Consider the following 15,980-nt stretch of genomic DNA (forward strand, 5'->3'; position numbering starts at 1 on the left):
ACCCCGCGTATTTCATTCTAAGAACCACATAACGAGGCTGGAATGTTCGACGAAACCCAGGGTGTACGGAAGAAAATCGCGGTTATTGGTGCAGGTATTTCAGGCCTTTCAGCCGCCTACTACCTTTCAGAAAACAACGACGTGACCCTCTATGAGGCGGAACCGCGTTTAGGTGGCCATGCCCGCACTGTCATGGCCGGGAAGAACGGCGATCAACCGGTGGATACCGGTTTCATCGTCTTCAACTACGCAACCTATCCTTTTCTGACCCGACTTTTTAATCAGCTCAATGTTCCCGTGATCGAAAGCGAAATGAGTTTTGGCGCGACAATCGACAATGGTCGTATCGAATATGGGTTGAACAATCTGCGCACCCTGACCGCGCAGAGACGCAATCTTGCGCGCCCCGCCTATTACAAGATGATTGCCGACATTCTGCGCTTTGGCAAAAAGGCTCCGGAGGCTGCAAGAGACGACGACACCACGATTGGTGAGCTGGTGGATCAGCTTCGGCTGGGACACTGGTTCCGCCACAACTATCTGATGCCCATGTGTGGGGCGATCTGGTCAACTCCGGTTGAGCTGGTGGATCAGTTCCCTGCACGCTCATTGGTACAGTTCTTTCGAAATCACGCCCTTCTGGCCAGTGGCCGCGCAAATCAACACCAGTGGTACACAGTAAAAGGTGGCAGTATCGAATATGTCCGCCGGATCGATGCCGCCCTGCGGACAAGAGGGGCGGCAATCCGTTTGGCTAGTCCGGTTCAGAACATTTCCCGGAGTGAGACAGGTGTTACGGTCCGCAGTCAGGGTGCGGTGGATCAGTTTGATGAGATCATCCTGGCCACCCATTCTGACCAGTCGCTTGCCATTTTGGGCGGGAATGCCACCCCGGCGGAAACCGCTGCGCTAGGCGCAATTCGGTACCAACCCAACACTGCCACCCTGCATTGTGATCCTGGCCAGATGCCAAAGCGGCGTGCGTGCTGGTCCAGCTGGACCTATCGATCACAGGCCGGAGACGTAGGCGTTACATATTGGATGAACCGACTGCAGAACATACCGGACAACGACCCGCTTTTTGTGACGCTGAACGCCTCGACAGAGGTTCCTGAGGATAAAATCTATGATCAGGTCGAATTTGCCCACCCGGTATTCGACAAAGCCGCCCTGAAAGCACAGGGGCATATTCGCGAGATACAGGGACAGAACCGAACTTGGTTCGCCGGTGCGTATAACCGGCACGGATTTCACGAAGACGGGATTGCCAGCGCGATGCATGTTGTTGAGCGGATAAATGGCACCCCGCAAATGATCGGAGCTGATTATGCCATTCTTGGACAAGATCCGGCCATCTCTGTTGCCGCCGAATAGCGGGATGCTGCGCGCGACCCTTCTGAGCCTTTCCTTGCTGGCCCCCACTGGGTTGATTGCCTCGCCTGTGACGGAAGAGTTGGATGGTGCACAGCTTCTTGGCACTGCAACCTTCCGCTATCTCGGGTTTCCGATCTACGACGCCAAACTTTACACACCCAAAGGTGCGTCATTTAGTTGGAGTGAAGATTTCGGGCTTCAGCTGACATACCGTAAAAGCATCAAGAAGAATGCGCTGGTCAACTCGACGCTCGACGAGATGAAACGCGTCGGCCACCCTGCCCCGATTGGCGACCAACTGGATGTATGTTTTAAAGGTGTCACCAAGGGTGACAGCTATCTGGCGGTGTCCGACGGGCCAGACAAGGTCAGTTTCTGGCTGAACGGTCGAAAGACCTGCACAATGGCATATCCGGGCATCAAACGCAGTTTCATGTCGGTTTTTCTTGGCGAAAACACGCGGTCGGCGTCCTTCACCCAAATGCTTCAGGGAAATTGATGCTTTACCCTCGGGTCAGCTTATACGCGCTGATGCTCGCTGCGGCGGGCATCCCGCTATACATTCATCTACCGCGTTTTGCGGCGGTGAATCTGGGCATTGGACTGGGGGTGATTGGCACCGTCTTGCTGATGATCCGATTGGTCGATCTGGTACAGGACCCACTGATCGGTTGGGCGATAGACAGATGGCCCGGTGGCCAGCTTGTCTTTGCGTCCATGGCAGCACTCGGCCTTGCCATTGGATTCCCGGTGCTGTTCAGCCTGCAACAGGGAACAGATGTGCTGACGCTGGTTGTTCTTCTGATGCTGTTGTTTTCGGCTTATAGCCTGGGGACTATCCTGCTCTACGGGCGAAGTGCGACGCTGGCGAAACGCGCTGACGCGAAGGAGTTGATGACACTCGCCGCTTATCGGGAAGGCGGACAACTGACAGGCGTTATCATCGCGGCAAGTGCCCCTGCCCTTTTTGTTGCTGTCGGAGCCCACGCGCAAGGCTATCCCGCGTTTGGTCTGTTTCTGGGTCTGCTATCGGTCGCAACCCTTTTGTTGACCGTTCCGATCTGGCGGCGGCCCGCAATCACCGGATCCGGTCTGTCTTTCTCAAGCCTGGGCCAGGCCGGAGGTTTGCGTCTTTTGGTGCTGGCTTTGATCAACAGCCTACCCGTGGCCATTACATCGACCCTGTTTTTATTTTTCGTAGAGGACCGATTGCAATTGCAGGGTAAAGCCGGGCCACTGTTGATCCTGTTTTTCCTCAGCGCGGGCGTAAGCGTGCCGCTTTGGGCAAAACTCAGTAACCAAATTGGCCCGAAACAGACACTGATGATTGCAATGCCGCTTTCCATCGCGGGATTTATCGGTGCCGCCACACTGAGCGCTGGGAACCTCACCGGTTTTGCGGTGATTTGCCTCGCCTCGGGTGCCGCTCTGGGCGCGGATATGGTCGTGCTGCCCGCCATGTTTTCGGTCACATTGACCCGAGCTGGTCTTAACGCGTCCACAGCGTTTGGTATCTGGTCCTTTGCTGGCAAGCTGGGCCTGGCCCTGGCAGCCTTTTTTACCCTGCCATTGCTGGAGCGCAGTGGCTTCACCCCCGGTCAAACCAATTCCGCCCAAGCGCTTGATACACTCAATCTCGCCTACGCGGTGCTGCCCTGCATCCTGAAACTTGGGGCCTTTGGAATGGTCCTGACCCTGCCAACCGAGGTCACAAGCAAATGAATGCTTTCGCCATCATCCTGCTGGCTCTGCTGATTGCAATGTTTTTCCGCGCCCGACTGCTGAGCTTTCGTGCGCAGACCCCGTCAGACTATGCCGGTACTGGGCCCATCTTTTCGCTGAAAAGGCATCTGAACGGTGAAATCCTGTCCGAGGGTCTGATCTATGGCCCCAATGGCAGGATGTCGAACAGCTTTGTGGCCCGCATGATCGGTGAGTGGAATGGGAACACCGGCACACTTTCCGAGTTCTTCACGTACTCAAATGGCAAAAAGATGAACCGTAAATGGTATCTGACGCTAGGCACCAGAAATACGTTCACGGCAACGGCAGAGGATATCGTTGGCGAAGGTCACGGCACGATATCCGGCGCAACGATCAAGCTGACCTACAGGATCATTCTGCCCAAAGACGCAGGAGGACACACACTGGATGTTACAGACTGGATGTATCTGACAGAACATGGCGTCATTATGAATCGTTCCGAGATGCGTAAGTTTGGCATCAAGGTTGCTGAGCTCGTTGCAACAATGCGCCCGACCCCCAAATCACATCCGATCCACGTAGGTGGCGCAAATGAGTATAGCACCACTTCAGAAAGGCGGCTGGTGCAATGATCACAGGTCGCTCTCTGATTACATGCGTTTCCGTCGCAAGCTTTGCACTTCTGGTTGCCTGCTCTGGCAAACCGAAGGTTCCGACAACCTTTCTGTCTGAACGGCAACTGAACCTCGAGGAATTCTTCGACGGAAAGACCGTGGCTTACGGGCAGTTTCAGGATGTGTTGGGGAATGTTCCACGCAGATTTGAAGTCGATATCGACGGCACATGGGACGGGGAAACCCTGACACTGGTCGAGGATTTTATCTACGACGACGGCGCAACCGAACAGCGCATCTGGACGCTGACAAAGACTGGCGATGACACGTGGACTGGTACTGCGCCCGGTGTGCTGGGAACCGCCAGCGGGACCGAGAGGGGCGACACCTTCAACTGGAAATACAAGATTGACCTGCCTGTCAAAGATGGCACGATGCGCGTCAGTTTTGACGATTGGATGTGGCTGCTGACCGAGGACCGTCTGTTAAACCGCGCTTACGTCTCACGCTTTGGCATACGCCTCGGCGAAGTTATCCTGATCTTTGAAAAAGAATAGATTCCGCTATTTCCATCCAGACGTTGCCCATCAATAAAATATGAACTCGTCCACCGGCACCTGTACCAGACGCCTTGCTGCGTCTGCCATGTTTACATTTGGCCCATCTGGCGTTGCAGAGTCGTGGTGGGCTCCGTCTTCAATTTTCAAACGGGCGCGCTCAATCTCGCCCCACAAGAAAAAAAGACCGTCCCGTTTGCCTACAAGACCGGCAGGTATCGTGGTCCGCAAAACACGAGTTTTTGCCTGTGACATCTGCTCTCTTACTGCCTCCGGTGTTTTCCACCTTTTACAGAAAATCTACCGGTTATTTCGGGAAAAGCCAATTTTTTATGGGCGGAACCCAATTTTCAACCCTCCGTTGACAGGCGTGTTCGCAGCTCTCGCTGAAGAGCGTTGTCTTGACTGAGAATTTGCAGATACCGCCGATTGCCGCTCCTTCGGTTGACGGCGGGTTTCCCCGCCTTGTCGACAGTGGTCCCTGCTTTGATAACCTCTCGGCTATGGAAAGCTCCGGATCATGCAGCCGACTGCTCTGACACGATCTCTCCGAACCGCGTAAAAAACTTTGCCGACAACTTCTTGGCGGTTCCCGCAATCAACCGACTGCCGAGCTGAGCAATCTTGCCACCAACATCAACCTTCGCCTTGTATTTCAGCACGGTTTCGTCCCCTTCTTCGGTCAACGATACGTCTGCGCCGCCCTTGGCAAATCCAGCCGCCCCGCCCTTGCCTTCACCCATCAAAGAGAACCCGTTTGGTGCATTGGCCGTGTCCAATGTGACCTCACCTGCAAAGCGCGCTTTGACCGGGCCTATTTTCAGAACAACTTTCGCCTCAAGCTCGGTTGGTGATTTCTGCGTCAGTTCCTCACATCCCGGGATGCATTCCATCAATATGTCGGGATCGTTAAGCGCGCGGTAAACGACGTCCCGTGGCGCTGCGATACGGATTTCATCAGTCAGTTCCATTCAGGTCTTTCCTTTGTTCAACAACATCTTCGGAATACGCACGTTGCAACCTTGGCTATCCTTTGTTCCAGCCACGCAGGCCACATGCGGTAAAGGCGTTCAAGCAAGCTTTTCATCATGCGACACCTTTGCTGCCTTTTCACCGTTCCGCCACATCACGATCTCAGCCAAAATCGACAGGGCGATCTCATGCGGGTCTATGGCATATATGTCCAAGCCCGCCGGAGATTTCAGGCGCTCAACCTTCAAAGGGTCCAATCCCTGGGCGATAAGCTTTGCAGTCAGGGCAGCTGCCTTGCGGCGACTGGCCACCATCGACACGCGTGCCGCATCGGTTTCCAATGCAGCCTTCAAGGCGGACGCATCGCTGCGCCCCTGCGCAGCCACCACGACATAGTCCCGCGGCTCCACGCCCAACACATCGACCTGTTCCAAGGCGAACCGCACATGGTTTCCAGCAATATCAAGCCCATCCTCGACAACCGTACGAAACCCCGCCAAGGATCCATGCGCCGCCAGAGCTTTGGCAATCAACCCCTCGCCGAAAATCACCAGCCGGGGCGCGTGTTGATAGGGCTCGACCAATAGATCAACGGTACCGCCGGACGGGCACCCACTTCTGAACGTTTGCACACCATCGGGATCGGTCATTTTCACCACCTTTTCCGAAGGTTTGACACGGATAATCTGCGGCACCCCGGACGTCCAAGCTTGTTGCGCCGCGGCCCGGACTGCGCGCTGCACACAAGCCCCGCCAAGATGCCCCAGAATTTCACCCGCCCGGGTAATCGCCGCCTTCCCCCCAGCTTTGGCCGAAGTCGCATCCGCCGTGCGCAAAACCGTCGCCACACAAAATGCCTCTCCGGTTCCGCGCAGTTGATCGATAGTGTCAAAAATGTCGAAATTCGCCAAGGTCAGACTCCTTTCACAGCTTTTGGAACTGCGGCTCAAGCGCCGCCAATGCATCCAGTGTATTGGCCGGCAAATGCGCATCCAGATAGGGTTCAGCCGCCTGCATCGCTGCCGCAATTGGTTGATAGTCCTTCCAGCCCTTCAAGGGGTTCAGCCAGACGATACGGCGTGCCTTGCGCCTGATACGTGCAAGCACATCCCCCAGAGCCTGCGGATCAGAACTGCAATATCCGTCCGACAGGATCAGAACGACAGTACGCCCGTTCAGTGTCCGCGCGCCGTATCCCGACAGAAATCGCTCAAGACTGCCGGAAATATCGGTGCCGCCGCCGAAGCCTTCGGCCATCAGCGACAATCGACCCGCGGCCCGGAGAGTATCATGGTCGCGTAACGCATCTGTCACCCGCATCAATCGCGTGTGAAACAAATACGCATCTGCTTTGATCCCGCTGCCGATCAACCCTTTCAGGAAAGCCAGAAACACACGTGAGTACACGGTCATCGAGCCGCTCACGTCGCACAATGCCACAATCTGCATCGGGCGCGGCGGCCGCGCTCGGCGATACAGGTCCAGCGGCTCACCGCCTCGCGCCAGACTGGCGCGCTGTATTCGGCGCATGTCCAGAACAGCCCCGCGTAACGCCCGTTTCCGGCGGCGCGATCGCCTGTCCCGAAAAGCCCGCGCCAAGGTCAGCGCGGCTGTTTCAGCCTGCTTTAGGGCCTCTTCGTCCATTAACTCTCGCAAGTCCCGGCGTGACAGGTTGGCCGTTCGCGTGGCGATCAACTTGCCGTCCACCCCTTCGGCTTCCCCTTCACCGCAGTCAGGCAGAGTGGCCTCTTGCTCCGACCCGGATCGTGGTTCGTCCTCACCCTGAGTTCTGGTCTGCCAGATCATTGGCTTGGCGGACTGCACCCGCACATGCTTGTTTTTCGCTTTTCCCGAACGCTGTGCGCCAGCGTTGAACCAATAGGCGTCGAACAGTTCATCAAATCGGCGCCAATCTTCCGCATCTCCGGTCAATACCGCGCACATGGCTTGCCGGGCCTGTTTGGCATCCGTTGCATCCACTTCGGACAAGGCGGCAAGCACGTCCCCCGCATCCGACGCCCCCAATTGCATACCGTTCATTCGCAAATGCGCTATGAAACCCGACATACGGTCGGCAAGACCCGAGGCCCGAGAGGGAAAGCGCGTAACCTGCATCACGCGACCTTTCCAATCAGGCGATCCATCACCTCGGGCGGTGCCGCATTGTAATCTGCGGCAGTTTTCAGCAAACACACCAGCGTCGCCTGGACGTCTTCGCGGGATTTGGCCAGATCATTGACACCCAACCCGGACAGGGCTGCTGCCCAATCCAGCATTTCGGCGATGCCCGGTTTCTTCTCAAGATCTTCCTGACGCAGCGCCTGTACAACACCGATGATCTGACGCGCCAGAATCCCCTCGATTTCAGGCAGTCGCGCCCGCAGGATTGCCAGTTCGGTCTCCCTCGAAGGATAGTCAAGAAAGCTGTACAAACACCTTCTGCGCAGCGCATCCGACAAATCCCGCGTCCCGTTGGCCGTCAGAATGACGACAGGCCGCACATGTGCCTGCACCGTTCCCAACTCGGGTATGGTGATCTGAAAGTCTGACAGGATTTCCAGAAGATAGGCTTCGAACTCCTCATCCGCCCGATCAATCTCATCAATCAACAGAACCGGAGGTTTCGTTTCCGAGATAGCCTCTAACAAAGGCCTTTTCAGCAAATATTCATCCGAAAACAGCTGCGCCTCCGCGACGCCGCCTTGCGCTTCGCTCGCCCGGATCGCCAATAGCTGTCGCTGATAGTTCCATTCATAGATGGCATGACTGGCATCCAGACCTTCGTAGCATTGCAGACGTATCAATCGCGTATCGCGCCAGGCTGCCACCGCTTTCGCAACTTCGGTTTTCCCCACACCCGCCGGCCCCTCCAGCAACAACGGGCGCCCAAGTTTCTGCGCCAGATGCAGCGCCATGACCAACCGATCATCGGCAACATAGCCCTGCTCGGCCAACCCGTTCTGCACGTCGTTCAAGGTCAAAACCAGGATCCTATCTTCATCTGGCCCCAAATATCCCGGGGGAGGTTCGGAGTGGGCAGAGCCCCCTCCGTCCAGTCGGACCGGCAACAGCCGGTCCGATCCCAATCACCCATGCATCCCCAGACCATTGGCAATCTTCCAAATCCGCCAGTGATCGTGCGGCATATGGCTCTGCACCAACCCAAAAGGCCGGAACGCGTCATGCACTGCGTTCGAGAACGCAGGCACACCGCCGACATTCGGGCTTTCCCCCACACCCTTTGCGCCAATCGGATGGTGCGGGGATGGGGTCACCGTATGGTCAGTGGTATAGTTCGGCGTCTCCCACGCGGTTGGCAGGAAAAAGTCCATCAGCGTACCGGTTTTCACATTGCCCATGTCATCATAGGCAATCTCCTGACCCATCGCGATGGCCAGTGCCTCGGTCACACCCCCATGGACCTGCCCCTCGATGATCATCGGGTTGATCCGAGTACCGCAGTCATCCAGCGCATAGAACTGCCGGACTTCCCATTCACCAGTATCCACGTCAATCTCCATGACACAGATATAGGCTCCGAACGGATAAGTCATATTGGGCGGGTCATAGTAACTGACGGCCTCCAGACCCGGCTCCAGCCCAGGAATGGCCTGATTATAGGCGGCGAATGCGATTTCCTTCATGGTCTTGAACCGCTCCGGCGCGCCTTTGACAGCAAAGCGATCCACGTCCCATTCGACGTCATTGTCGTGTACCTCCAGCAGATAGGCCGCGATCATCTGGGCTTTTGCCCGAATTTTGCGGGCCGCCATTGCCGTGGCCGCGCCAGCGACCGGAGTGGACCGGGATCCATAGGTCCCAAGCCCGTAAGGCGCGGTATCCGTGTCACCCTCTTCCAGCGTGATGTCATCGGCGGGCAGGCCGATTTCACTGGCGATGATCTGGGCAAAGGTTGTGGCGTGGCCCTGCCCTTGACTGATCGTCCCCAGCCGCGCAATCGCTGATCCGGTCGGATGAATGCGAATCTCGCAGCTGTCGAACATCCCCAGCCCGAGGATATCGCAGTTCTTCACCGGTCCGGCTCCGACGATTTCCGTGAAATGCGTCAGGCCGATGCCCAGCAGCTTGCGCGTTTTTCCTTCCTTGAAATCCGCGATCCGCTGCGCCTGTTCCGCCCGCAGACCCTCATAGTTCACAGCCTTCAGCGCTTTGTCCCAAGCGGTGTGATAATCGCCCGAGTCATATTCCCAGCCCAGCGCGGATTGATAGGGAAACTGATCTGCCTTGATGAAGTTGATCCGACGCAACTCGGCCGCATCCATGTTCAGCTTGATGGCCAGAACCTCGATCATGCGTTCGATGAAATAGGCGGCTTCGGTCACGCGGAAGGAACAGCGATAGGCCACACCGCCCGGCGCCTTGTTGGTATAGACACCATCCACCGCCAGATAGGCAGTCGGGATGTCATAAGACCCGGTGCAGATATTCATGAACCCGGCAGGGAATTTGGTCGGGTCGGCACAAGCGTCGAAACCGCCATGATCCGCAGTGGTGTGACACCACAATCCAGTGATCTTGCCTTCCTTGGTGGCAGCAATCTTCCCCTGCATCCAGTAGTCGCGGGCAAAGGCAGTGGACATCAGGTTTTCCATCCGGTCCTCGACCCATTTCACCGGCTTGCCGGTAACGATCGAGGCCACCACCGAACACACATAGCCTGCGTAGGCCCCCACCTTGTTGCCAAACCCACCACCGATATCGGGGCTGATCACGCGGATATTATGCTCGGCCAGCCCCGAAATCAGCGACACTACTGTCCGGATTGCATGAGGGGCCTGGAACGTCCCGTAAAGCGTCAGCTTGCCAGTCACCTTGTCCATCGACGCCACGCAACCGCAGGTCTCAAGCGGGCACGGGTGGGTGCGGTGGTAATAGATCATCTCTTCGGCGACCACGTCAGCCTCGGCCAGCACGGCTTCGGTCGCGTCCTTGTCGCCCTGTTCCCACGTAAAGATGTGGTTGTGATGTTTACGCGGTCCATGTGCGCCTTCGGTCTGACCTTCCAGGTCTTCGCGGAGCACCACGTCCGACTTCAACGATTCGAACGGGTCCGTGATGACTGGAAGCTCTTCGTATTCGACCTCGACCAGTTCAACGGCATCTGCCGCGACATAGCGGTCTTCGGCCACGACATAGGCAACTTCCTGGCCCTGAAACAACACCTTGCCATCGGCCAGCACCATCTGCTTGTCACCGGCCAGTGTCGGCATCCAGTGCAATCCCAAAGGCGACAGGTCTTCGGCGGTCAAAACGGCGATCACGCCGGGCAGTGCCAAGGCCGCCTCTTTGTTCACGCTGACGACGCGGGCATGGGCATAGGGGGAGCGCACAAAATCGCCAAACAGCATCCCGTCCAGCTTGATGTCATCAACGTAATTACCCTTGCCTTGAGTGAAACGCACGTCCTCGACGCGCTTTCGGGTGCAGCCCATACCTTTAAGGTTGGCAGCGCGTTCTTCGGGGGTCAGGGTCTGGTCGGTCATTCCGCGGCCTCCTTCTGTGCATTGAGCAAATCAGCCGAGGCCGAGATCGCTTTGACGATATTCTGGTATCCCGTGCAGCGGCACAGGTTTCCGGCCATGCCGAAACGGATTTCCTCCTCGGTCGGGTTCGGGTTTTCCTGCAGCAGACGATGCGCCCGGGTGATCATGCCCGGCGTGCAGAACCCACATTGCAGCCCGTGATGTTCGCGGAACATTTCCTGCAACACTCCAAGGCTGCCATCATCATTGGTCAGCCCCTCAACGGTTGTGATCTCAGCACCGTTTACCTGCGCTACAAAGGCGGTGCAGGATTTGACCGACTTGCCGTCGATATCCACCGTGCAGGCACCGCAATGGCTGGTTTCACACCCGATATGCGGGCCGGTGATTTTCAGATCTTCCCGCAGGAAGTGGATCAGCAGCGTGCGCGGCTCGGCCAGACCTTCAACCTGCTTGCCGTTTACGGTCAGTTTGACATGCATTTTCGACATTGGTTCCCTCCCCCTCAGCCCGCGCGGCTTTGCGCACGGTCGATGGCGCGGCGCAGCACCACGGCTGCCACGTGTTTCTTGAATTCGACGGGGCCGCGATTATCAGCGACCGGATCGATTGCGTCTAGCATTGCGGCAACGCACCCTTCGACATCACCCCCGGCCAGCGCGGTGCTGGCCTCATCCGACCAGATGGGCGTGTCGGCCAGATTGGTCATCGCAACCGAGGCCTGACCGTTGCCAACCATCACAGCCGCCGCGGCGGTCGCATAATCCCCTATCTTGCGCTTCTGCTTTTGATAGGCCTGCCCCACGCCTGCACCCGGTACAGGGATCGAAATCCGGATCAGGATTTCTTCGTCTTCGCGGGCAGTGAAATACGCGGCCTCATAAAAATCACGCGCGGCAACTGTCCGGTTCCCGTCCGGGCCGGACAATTCGAACGAGGCGTTCAAGCATTGCATCAGACCCGGCATGTCATTGCCCGGGTCACCATTGGCTACATTGCCACCGACAGTGCCCATGTACCGCACTTGCGGATCCGCAATCTGAAGTGCCGCCTCGCGGATCAGCGGAATGGCTTCGGCCAGACCGCTGTGGGTGATCAGTTCGTGCTGCGTGACCATCGCGCCCAAAGTAACGGTGTCAGGCCCGACCTCTATCCCCTTTAGTTCTTCAATGGCCTGAAGATCGACCAGATGACCCATCTCGGCCATCCGAAGCTTCATCATCGGGATCAGGCTGTGCCCACCCGCGATCACGCGCGCCTCGTCGCCATATTCCTGTAGAATGCCGATGGCCGAGGCAATGTCGCCTGGCCGGTGATACTCAAAGCCGGCTGGTATCATGTTTTTCCTCCCTGGGTCCGGGCGATATGCCTTGGGGGACCTGAGGTAAGGAAAGAACGGTGGATTCAACTGATCCAGTTAAGGAAAACGGAGCGCGAGGCTTGTTTCACGAAATGCGAAAGAACTGCACGAGTTGCGCCTACACCCCCAGTGCTTCGCGAATATCTGTCAGGCGGGACCGGCTGACCGGTACCTTGCTCAACGCGTCAACACCATCGAAATAACAGGTGCCGTTGTCCTTGTGACGTTCAAAGCGCGAGACGTGTTTCGGGTTCACCAGATAACTGCGATGCGCCCGCAGGAACCCTTCGGGCAAAAGCCGCGTTTCCGCATCGGTGATCGACCAGGGGCAGAACAGTTTCTCTGCATCCATATAGAGAACCGTGTAATGCCCTTCGGCCCGAATTGCGGCGATCCGGGCGGGATGAGCAAATAAGGTCTGGCCTTCGCGCTCATACGGAACACCAGCGCGCATTGGGGCGGGTTCCAACACAGGTCCCGAGGCAAGTGCAGTCACGGGCTTTGGCTCTATGAACGTGATACCGGTCAACAGGAAAGCACCACAGATCAGAAAGACGGATACCGTCACCCCCATTGCCAAAACCTGATTATCCAGCGCAGGACCCGCACCACCGAGGCTGTCGCTCGCGACGAAATCCGTAAGGCCCGTGGCAACAAAATGCATGGTGAACACCGCCAGCCCGAAACAAACCGTGCCGAGCAGGATGTTTCGTTGAGTCCGGTTGCCATAAGCCACCCAAATTGCAGACACCGACAAGATTACCGATGCCAGCGCTGACAGAGCAACGTCGAAAACATCATAGACGGGGCGGCAAAGCTGCATACCAGCCATCCCGACATAGTGCATCGCGACGATGCCCAGTCCGACAACCACACCAGATCCGATCATCGTCTGAACCGAACGCGGTCGGAAATGCAGCAGCAGCAACGCCAGCCCTACCATCAGGATCGCGACCAGTGCCGACATCAGGGTGATCAGGGCATCATAGTAGAACAGGATTGGCAGTTGCAGCCCCAGCATCGCCACGAAATGCATCGACCAGATGCCGCCGCCCAGAATGACAGCGGCCAATGCCACCACGAACTTGCGTCGCTGGCTATCCAGCCTGGACGCGCCATGCGTCAGGTACAGACCCGTGAACCCGGCCATGAGCGCCACGGCAAGCGAAGCCACCACCAACCAAGTGTTGTGAGAGTAGTCCAGCATTTGGATTTGAACGCCCTCCCCGACGCGAGGATGACGTTAGCAAACCGAATTGATTGCGACAATTCACAGTTAGCAACAGCAGGGCTCAGACCTGTTTCTGAGCCTCTGCATCGTCCGCGACCTCTACGGCATCCACTGTGACTTCAACCACATCGTCGTCTTCCGCAGGCTCGACTGTTTCGGGTTCTTCAGTCTGGTTTTCAAGTGCACCGACGATCAGGGGCAACATGTGAACCCCAGTTGCTGTTGAAATCTCGGGTGTCTGTGGCGTCTGCCAGCTGAGCGTATCGAAGCTGTGGCAGTTCTGACAGACAGGTCCCCATTCGGGTTGAATGTCATGACAGTTGTCGCACACCCATTGCGGGCCGCGCGGCGCGTTCAGTGCCTTGGCAAGCCAACCTTGGACAACAGCGTCCGTGGCACCCTCGCCGCGCTCAACGGCAGCCATCAATGTATAGGCCCGCGCATCACCTCGTTTTTCGACAACATCACCCAAGGCACGGCGGGCTTCGGGAAAGTCTTCGGCCACAATGTTCAGCTCGGCCAGGATCAAACGAGTTTCCATGTTTTCAGGATGAACGCGGGTCAGTGCCGTGAAACGCCTGACCCTTTGTTCCGGGGTTTCATCCGGCTCGATCTCGGCAAAGGCATGGGCCAGATCCGGATGCGGACGAACCTCCCACGCTTTTTTCAGGATCTTGGTCGCTGCCCGGGACTTCCCCTTGGCGATATACGCGCGGGCCGCCATTGCGGCGGCAGGCACCAGATCGGGCGACAGGCGATTGGCTTCGATCGCGCGCTCCTGTTGCTCGACAGTTGCGCCCTCATCCAGGATTCCTTTGGCTTCGGACAGTGCCAGAACCGCATCGCGGCGTTTGAATACGTCGCGCGGCAGATACCCTGCTTTCAATTTGGACGTCAGCGTCGACCGGGCACCGGCCCAATCCTGCGCCTTGGTCTGCAAATTCAGCAGAACATCCTGTGTTTCTTCGTGGCGCGGTTTGATGGCCAGTGCCTTTTCGGCCAGCTTGCGGGCGGTTTCATCATCCCCTTCGGCAAGCTTCTGTTTCATGATACCACGCACCCCGACAAACCGGGTCGCACTGTTTGTCACCAGTTTCTTGTAGGTGTCCGAAGCTTTCTTGGTGTCACCCGTCATCTCGGCAGCCTGCGCCACCAGTAGATCCGTCAGTTCCGGCTTGTTCAACAGCTTTTCGGCTTTACTGGCCTTGGTCATGGCAATGCGCCCCTCGCCCGAGGCCAACGCCATCAACCCATCGGCCAGCGCCTGATAGCCGCGCTGTTCCCGGCTGCGGTCGAAATAACGCGACAGGGCGGTTTCGTCGCCGTTGAGGAATTTGAGCGTCGCAACCAAAAGGCTGAGCAGTTTGAAGAACAGCCAGACCGCAAATACCAGAACACCCAGCGCAATCACCGACTGAAGCGGCCCAAGGGTGAATTCCGTGCCCGCGACCGTGATCTGCACCCCACCACTGGTTTGCATCAGGAAGTGACCGCCCAGCGCCAGCAGGCCGATAATCGCAACAAAAACGAGGATCTTAAACAATGACCACAGCATGGCAGGTCCTTCAGTTCGAGTTCAGGCTGGAAGCCAGCGTATTCACGGCGTCAACGGCGGCGGCTCGTATCCCGGCCGCCTGCTCCCAATCGGCCATCGCAGCCCGCGCCACTTCGGGAAGTGATTTCAGTTCATTCAACGCTTTGGTCAGGTCGCCATCTGCCAGCGCAGCCTGCGCGCGCGACAGAACAGCGTCTGGACCATCACCTTCCTGAGGCGTGACGGAACGGGCGCCCGTTTGGCGTTGCAGGAAGGCGACCAAACCCGTTCCTTTTTCAGCCTCGCGCGCCTCGGCCAATGCATCTCGCGCCGCAGGCTCGAACGACGCCCGAAGCGCGGTCAGTGTTTCCACGCCTTTTTCCGACGGGCCGGACAGGGCGTCCGGCACATTCACGCCGCCTGCCTTCAATTCAGCAACCAGTTCCGAAAAAGGCTGGCCGGTATCCAGCTGCCCACGCAGGCGCGCCAGAGTGGCAGCATTCGTTGCGGCTTGTGCTTCTGCCGAGGCTTTCGCTTCAAGGGCCTGAGCGTCCGAAACCATTTTTTCGACTTCAGCCCGTTGCGCTGCCAGCGAATCCTGAAGTTTCTTCAGTTCCGCCTCAAACGCGGCGGTTGCCTCGGGCGAGGCAGTGGAGGCAATCGGGGCTTTTTCCAGCGCAGCGATCCGGTCCGTCAATGGCGCGACCTGACCGGACAGCGCATCGACCGAGGATTTTACCGTGCTCAGGTCGCCTTCAACCGGTGTCAGCTTGTCCGACAACGTTTTGACCTGATCTGCCAGTCCAGACACATCAGGGCTGTTTGCAAGCGCCTGTGACAGTTTGGCGATCTGGTCCGACTGCTCTGTCAGCTTTGCTTCCAGCTCTGCCAGCGCTCCCGAGTTGTCCGGGCTGGTTGGCAACAGCCCTCCGTTGCCCAGCGCGAAACCTGCAACGGCAGCCAGCGCGCCCCCCAACAGGGCCGGAACGAAACCGCCACGTTTTTCAACTACGCGTTCGACGGTCTTTTCAGTGACCGGGGCTTCGGCTTCGGCTTCGGCTTCGGCTTCGGCTTCGGCTTCGGCTTCGGCTTCGGCTTCGGCTTCGGCTTCGGCTTCGGCTTCGGCTTCG

Annotated in this window: 16 protein-coding genes; 5 read left to right on the forward strand and 11 right to left on the reverse strand. The window is 57.6% G+C overall.

The genetic code is table 11. The features are described 5' to 3' along the window. The first annotated feature begins 42 nt into the window (after positions 1-42). From ACR0J7_RS15350 to ACR0J7_RS15370, 5 genes are read left to right on the forward strand one after another with little or no spacing between them, the layout of a single operon-like run. Positions 43-1,374: an NAD(P)/FAD-dependent oxidoreductase gene (locus ACR0J7_RS15350; protein ID WP_480898764.1), complete on the forward strand. Its 1,332-nt coding sequence runs from the start codon at positions 43-45 to the stop codon at positions 1,372-1,374. Further along, positions 1,328-1,873, forward strand: coding sequence for a hypothetical protein (locus ACR0J7_RS15355; protein WP_480898761.1), 546 nt, complete (start codon positions 1,328-1,330; stop codon positions 1,871-1,873). Before ACR0J7_RS15350 ends, ACR0J7_RS15355 begins: the two co-directional genes overlap by 47 nt. After that, the gene (locus tag ACR0J7_RS15360; protein ID WP_480914822.1) at positions 1,873-3,096 is read left to right on the forward strand and encodes an MFS transporter; all 1,224 of its coding nucleotides are present in this window, start codon (positions 1,873-1,875) and stop codon (positions 3,094-3,096) included. The genes ACR0J7_RS15355 and ACR0J7_RS15360 overlap by 1 nt, the downstream gene beginning before the upstream one ends. Then, the gene (locus ACR0J7_RS15365; RefSeq protein ID WP_480487912.1) at positions 3,093-3,710 is read left to right on the forward strand and encodes a DUF3833 domain-containing protein; all 618 of its coding nucleotides are present in this window, start codon (positions 3,093-3,095) and stop codon (positions 3,708-3,710) included. Before ACR0J7_RS15360 ends, ACR0J7_RS15365 begins: the two co-directional genes overlap by 4 nt. Beyond that, on the forward strand, positions 3,707-4,249 hold the full coding sequence (locus tag ACR0J7_RS15370; RefSeq protein ID WP_480487914.1) for a DUF3833 domain-containing protein: 543 nt from the start codon (positions 3,707-3,709) through the stop codon (positions 4,247-4,249). The genes ACR0J7_RS15365 and ACR0J7_RS15370 overlap by 4 nt, the downstream gene beginning before the upstream one ends. A gap of 30 nt (positions 4,250-4,279) precedes the next feature. Here ACR0J7_RS15370 and ACR0J7_RS15375 read toward each other — a convergent pair whose 3' ends face one another. From ACR0J7_RS15375 to ACR0J7_RS15425, 11 genes are all read right to left on the reverse strand, one after another. Then, entirely contained in the window at positions 4,280-4,504 is a 225-nt protein-coding gene (locus ACR0J7_RS15375; protein ID WP_267367879.1) for a hypothetical protein, read from the reverse strand. A 263-nt stretch (positions 4,505-4,767) separates the two neighbouring features. Continuing rightward, positions 4,768-5,220 carry an SRPBCC family protein gene (locus ACR0J7_RS15380; RefSeq protein ID WP_480494999.1) on the reverse strand — a complete coding sequence of 151 codons (453 nt, stop codon included), beginning with the start codon at positions 5,218-5,220 and terminating at the stop codon, positions 4,768-4,770. Between the two features lie 99 nt (positions 5,221-5,319). After that, complete coding sequence (locus ACR0J7_RS15385; RefSeq protein WP_480914824.1) at positions 5,320-6,132, reverse strand: XdhC family protein; 813 nt, start codon at positions 6,130-6,132, stop codon at positions 5,320-5,322. Between the two features lie 13 nt (positions 6,133-6,145). Next, positions 6,146-7,336 (reverse strand): vWA domain-containing protein, encoded by a 1,191-nt coding sequence (locus tag ACR0J7_RS15390; RefSeq protein ID WP_480914825.1) that lies wholly within the window; start codon positions 7,334-7,336, stop codon positions 6,146-6,148. Beyond that, a complete protein-coding gene (locus ACR0J7_RS15395; protein WP_480487920.1) occupies positions 7,336-8,202 on the reverse strand; it encodes an AAA family ATPase in 867 nt (288 codons plus the stop codon). The genes ACR0J7_RS15390 and ACR0J7_RS15395 overlap by 1 nt, the downstream gene beginning before the upstream one ends. A 105-nt stretch (positions 8,203-8,307) precedes the next feature. Next, on the reverse strand, positions 8,308-10,725 hold the full coding sequence (locus ACR0J7_RS15400) for an aerobic carbon-monoxide dehydrogenase large subunit (protein ID WP_480914827.1): 2,418 nt from the start codon (positions 10,723-10,725) through the stop codon (positions 8,308-8,310). Then, positions 10,722-11,216: a (2Fe-2S)-binding protein gene (locus tag ACR0J7_RS15405; RefSeq protein WP_480474462.1), complete on the reverse strand. Its 495-nt coding sequence runs from the start codon at positions 11,214-11,216 to the stop codon at positions 10,722-10,724. The genes ACR0J7_RS15400 and ACR0J7_RS15405 overlap by 4 nt, the downstream gene beginning before the upstream one ends. A gap of 14 nt (positions 11,217-11,230) precedes the next feature. Continuing rightward, positions 11,231-12,064, reverse strand: a complete 834-nt coding sequence (locus ACR0J7_RS15410; protein ID WP_209505219.1) for an FAD binding domain-containing protein — start codon at positions 12,062-12,064, stop codon at positions 11,231-11,233. A 139-nt stretch (positions 12,065-12,203) separates the two neighbouring features. Then, positions 12,204-13,292 (reverse strand): MHYT domain-containing protein, encoded by a 1,089-nt coding sequence (locus tag ACR0J7_RS15415; protein WP_480914829.1) that lies wholly within the window; start codon positions 13,290-13,292, stop codon positions 12,204-12,206. Positions 13,293-13,377: 85 nt separating this feature from the next. Further along, a complete protein-coding gene (locus ACR0J7_RS15420) occupies positions 13,378-14,871 on the reverse strand; it encodes a heme biosynthesis HemY N-terminal domain-containing protein (RefSeq protein ID WP_480914831.1) in 1,494 nt (497 codons plus the stop codon). A gap of 10 nt (positions 14,872-14,881) precedes the next feature. Beyond that, on the reverse strand, positions 14,882-15,980 hold a 1,099-nt coding region (locus tag ACR0J7_RS15425; protein ID WP_480914833.1), incomplete at its 5' end, for a COG4223 family protein.

The sequence above is a fragment of the Ruegeria sp. O4 genome, from assembly GCF_056535125.1.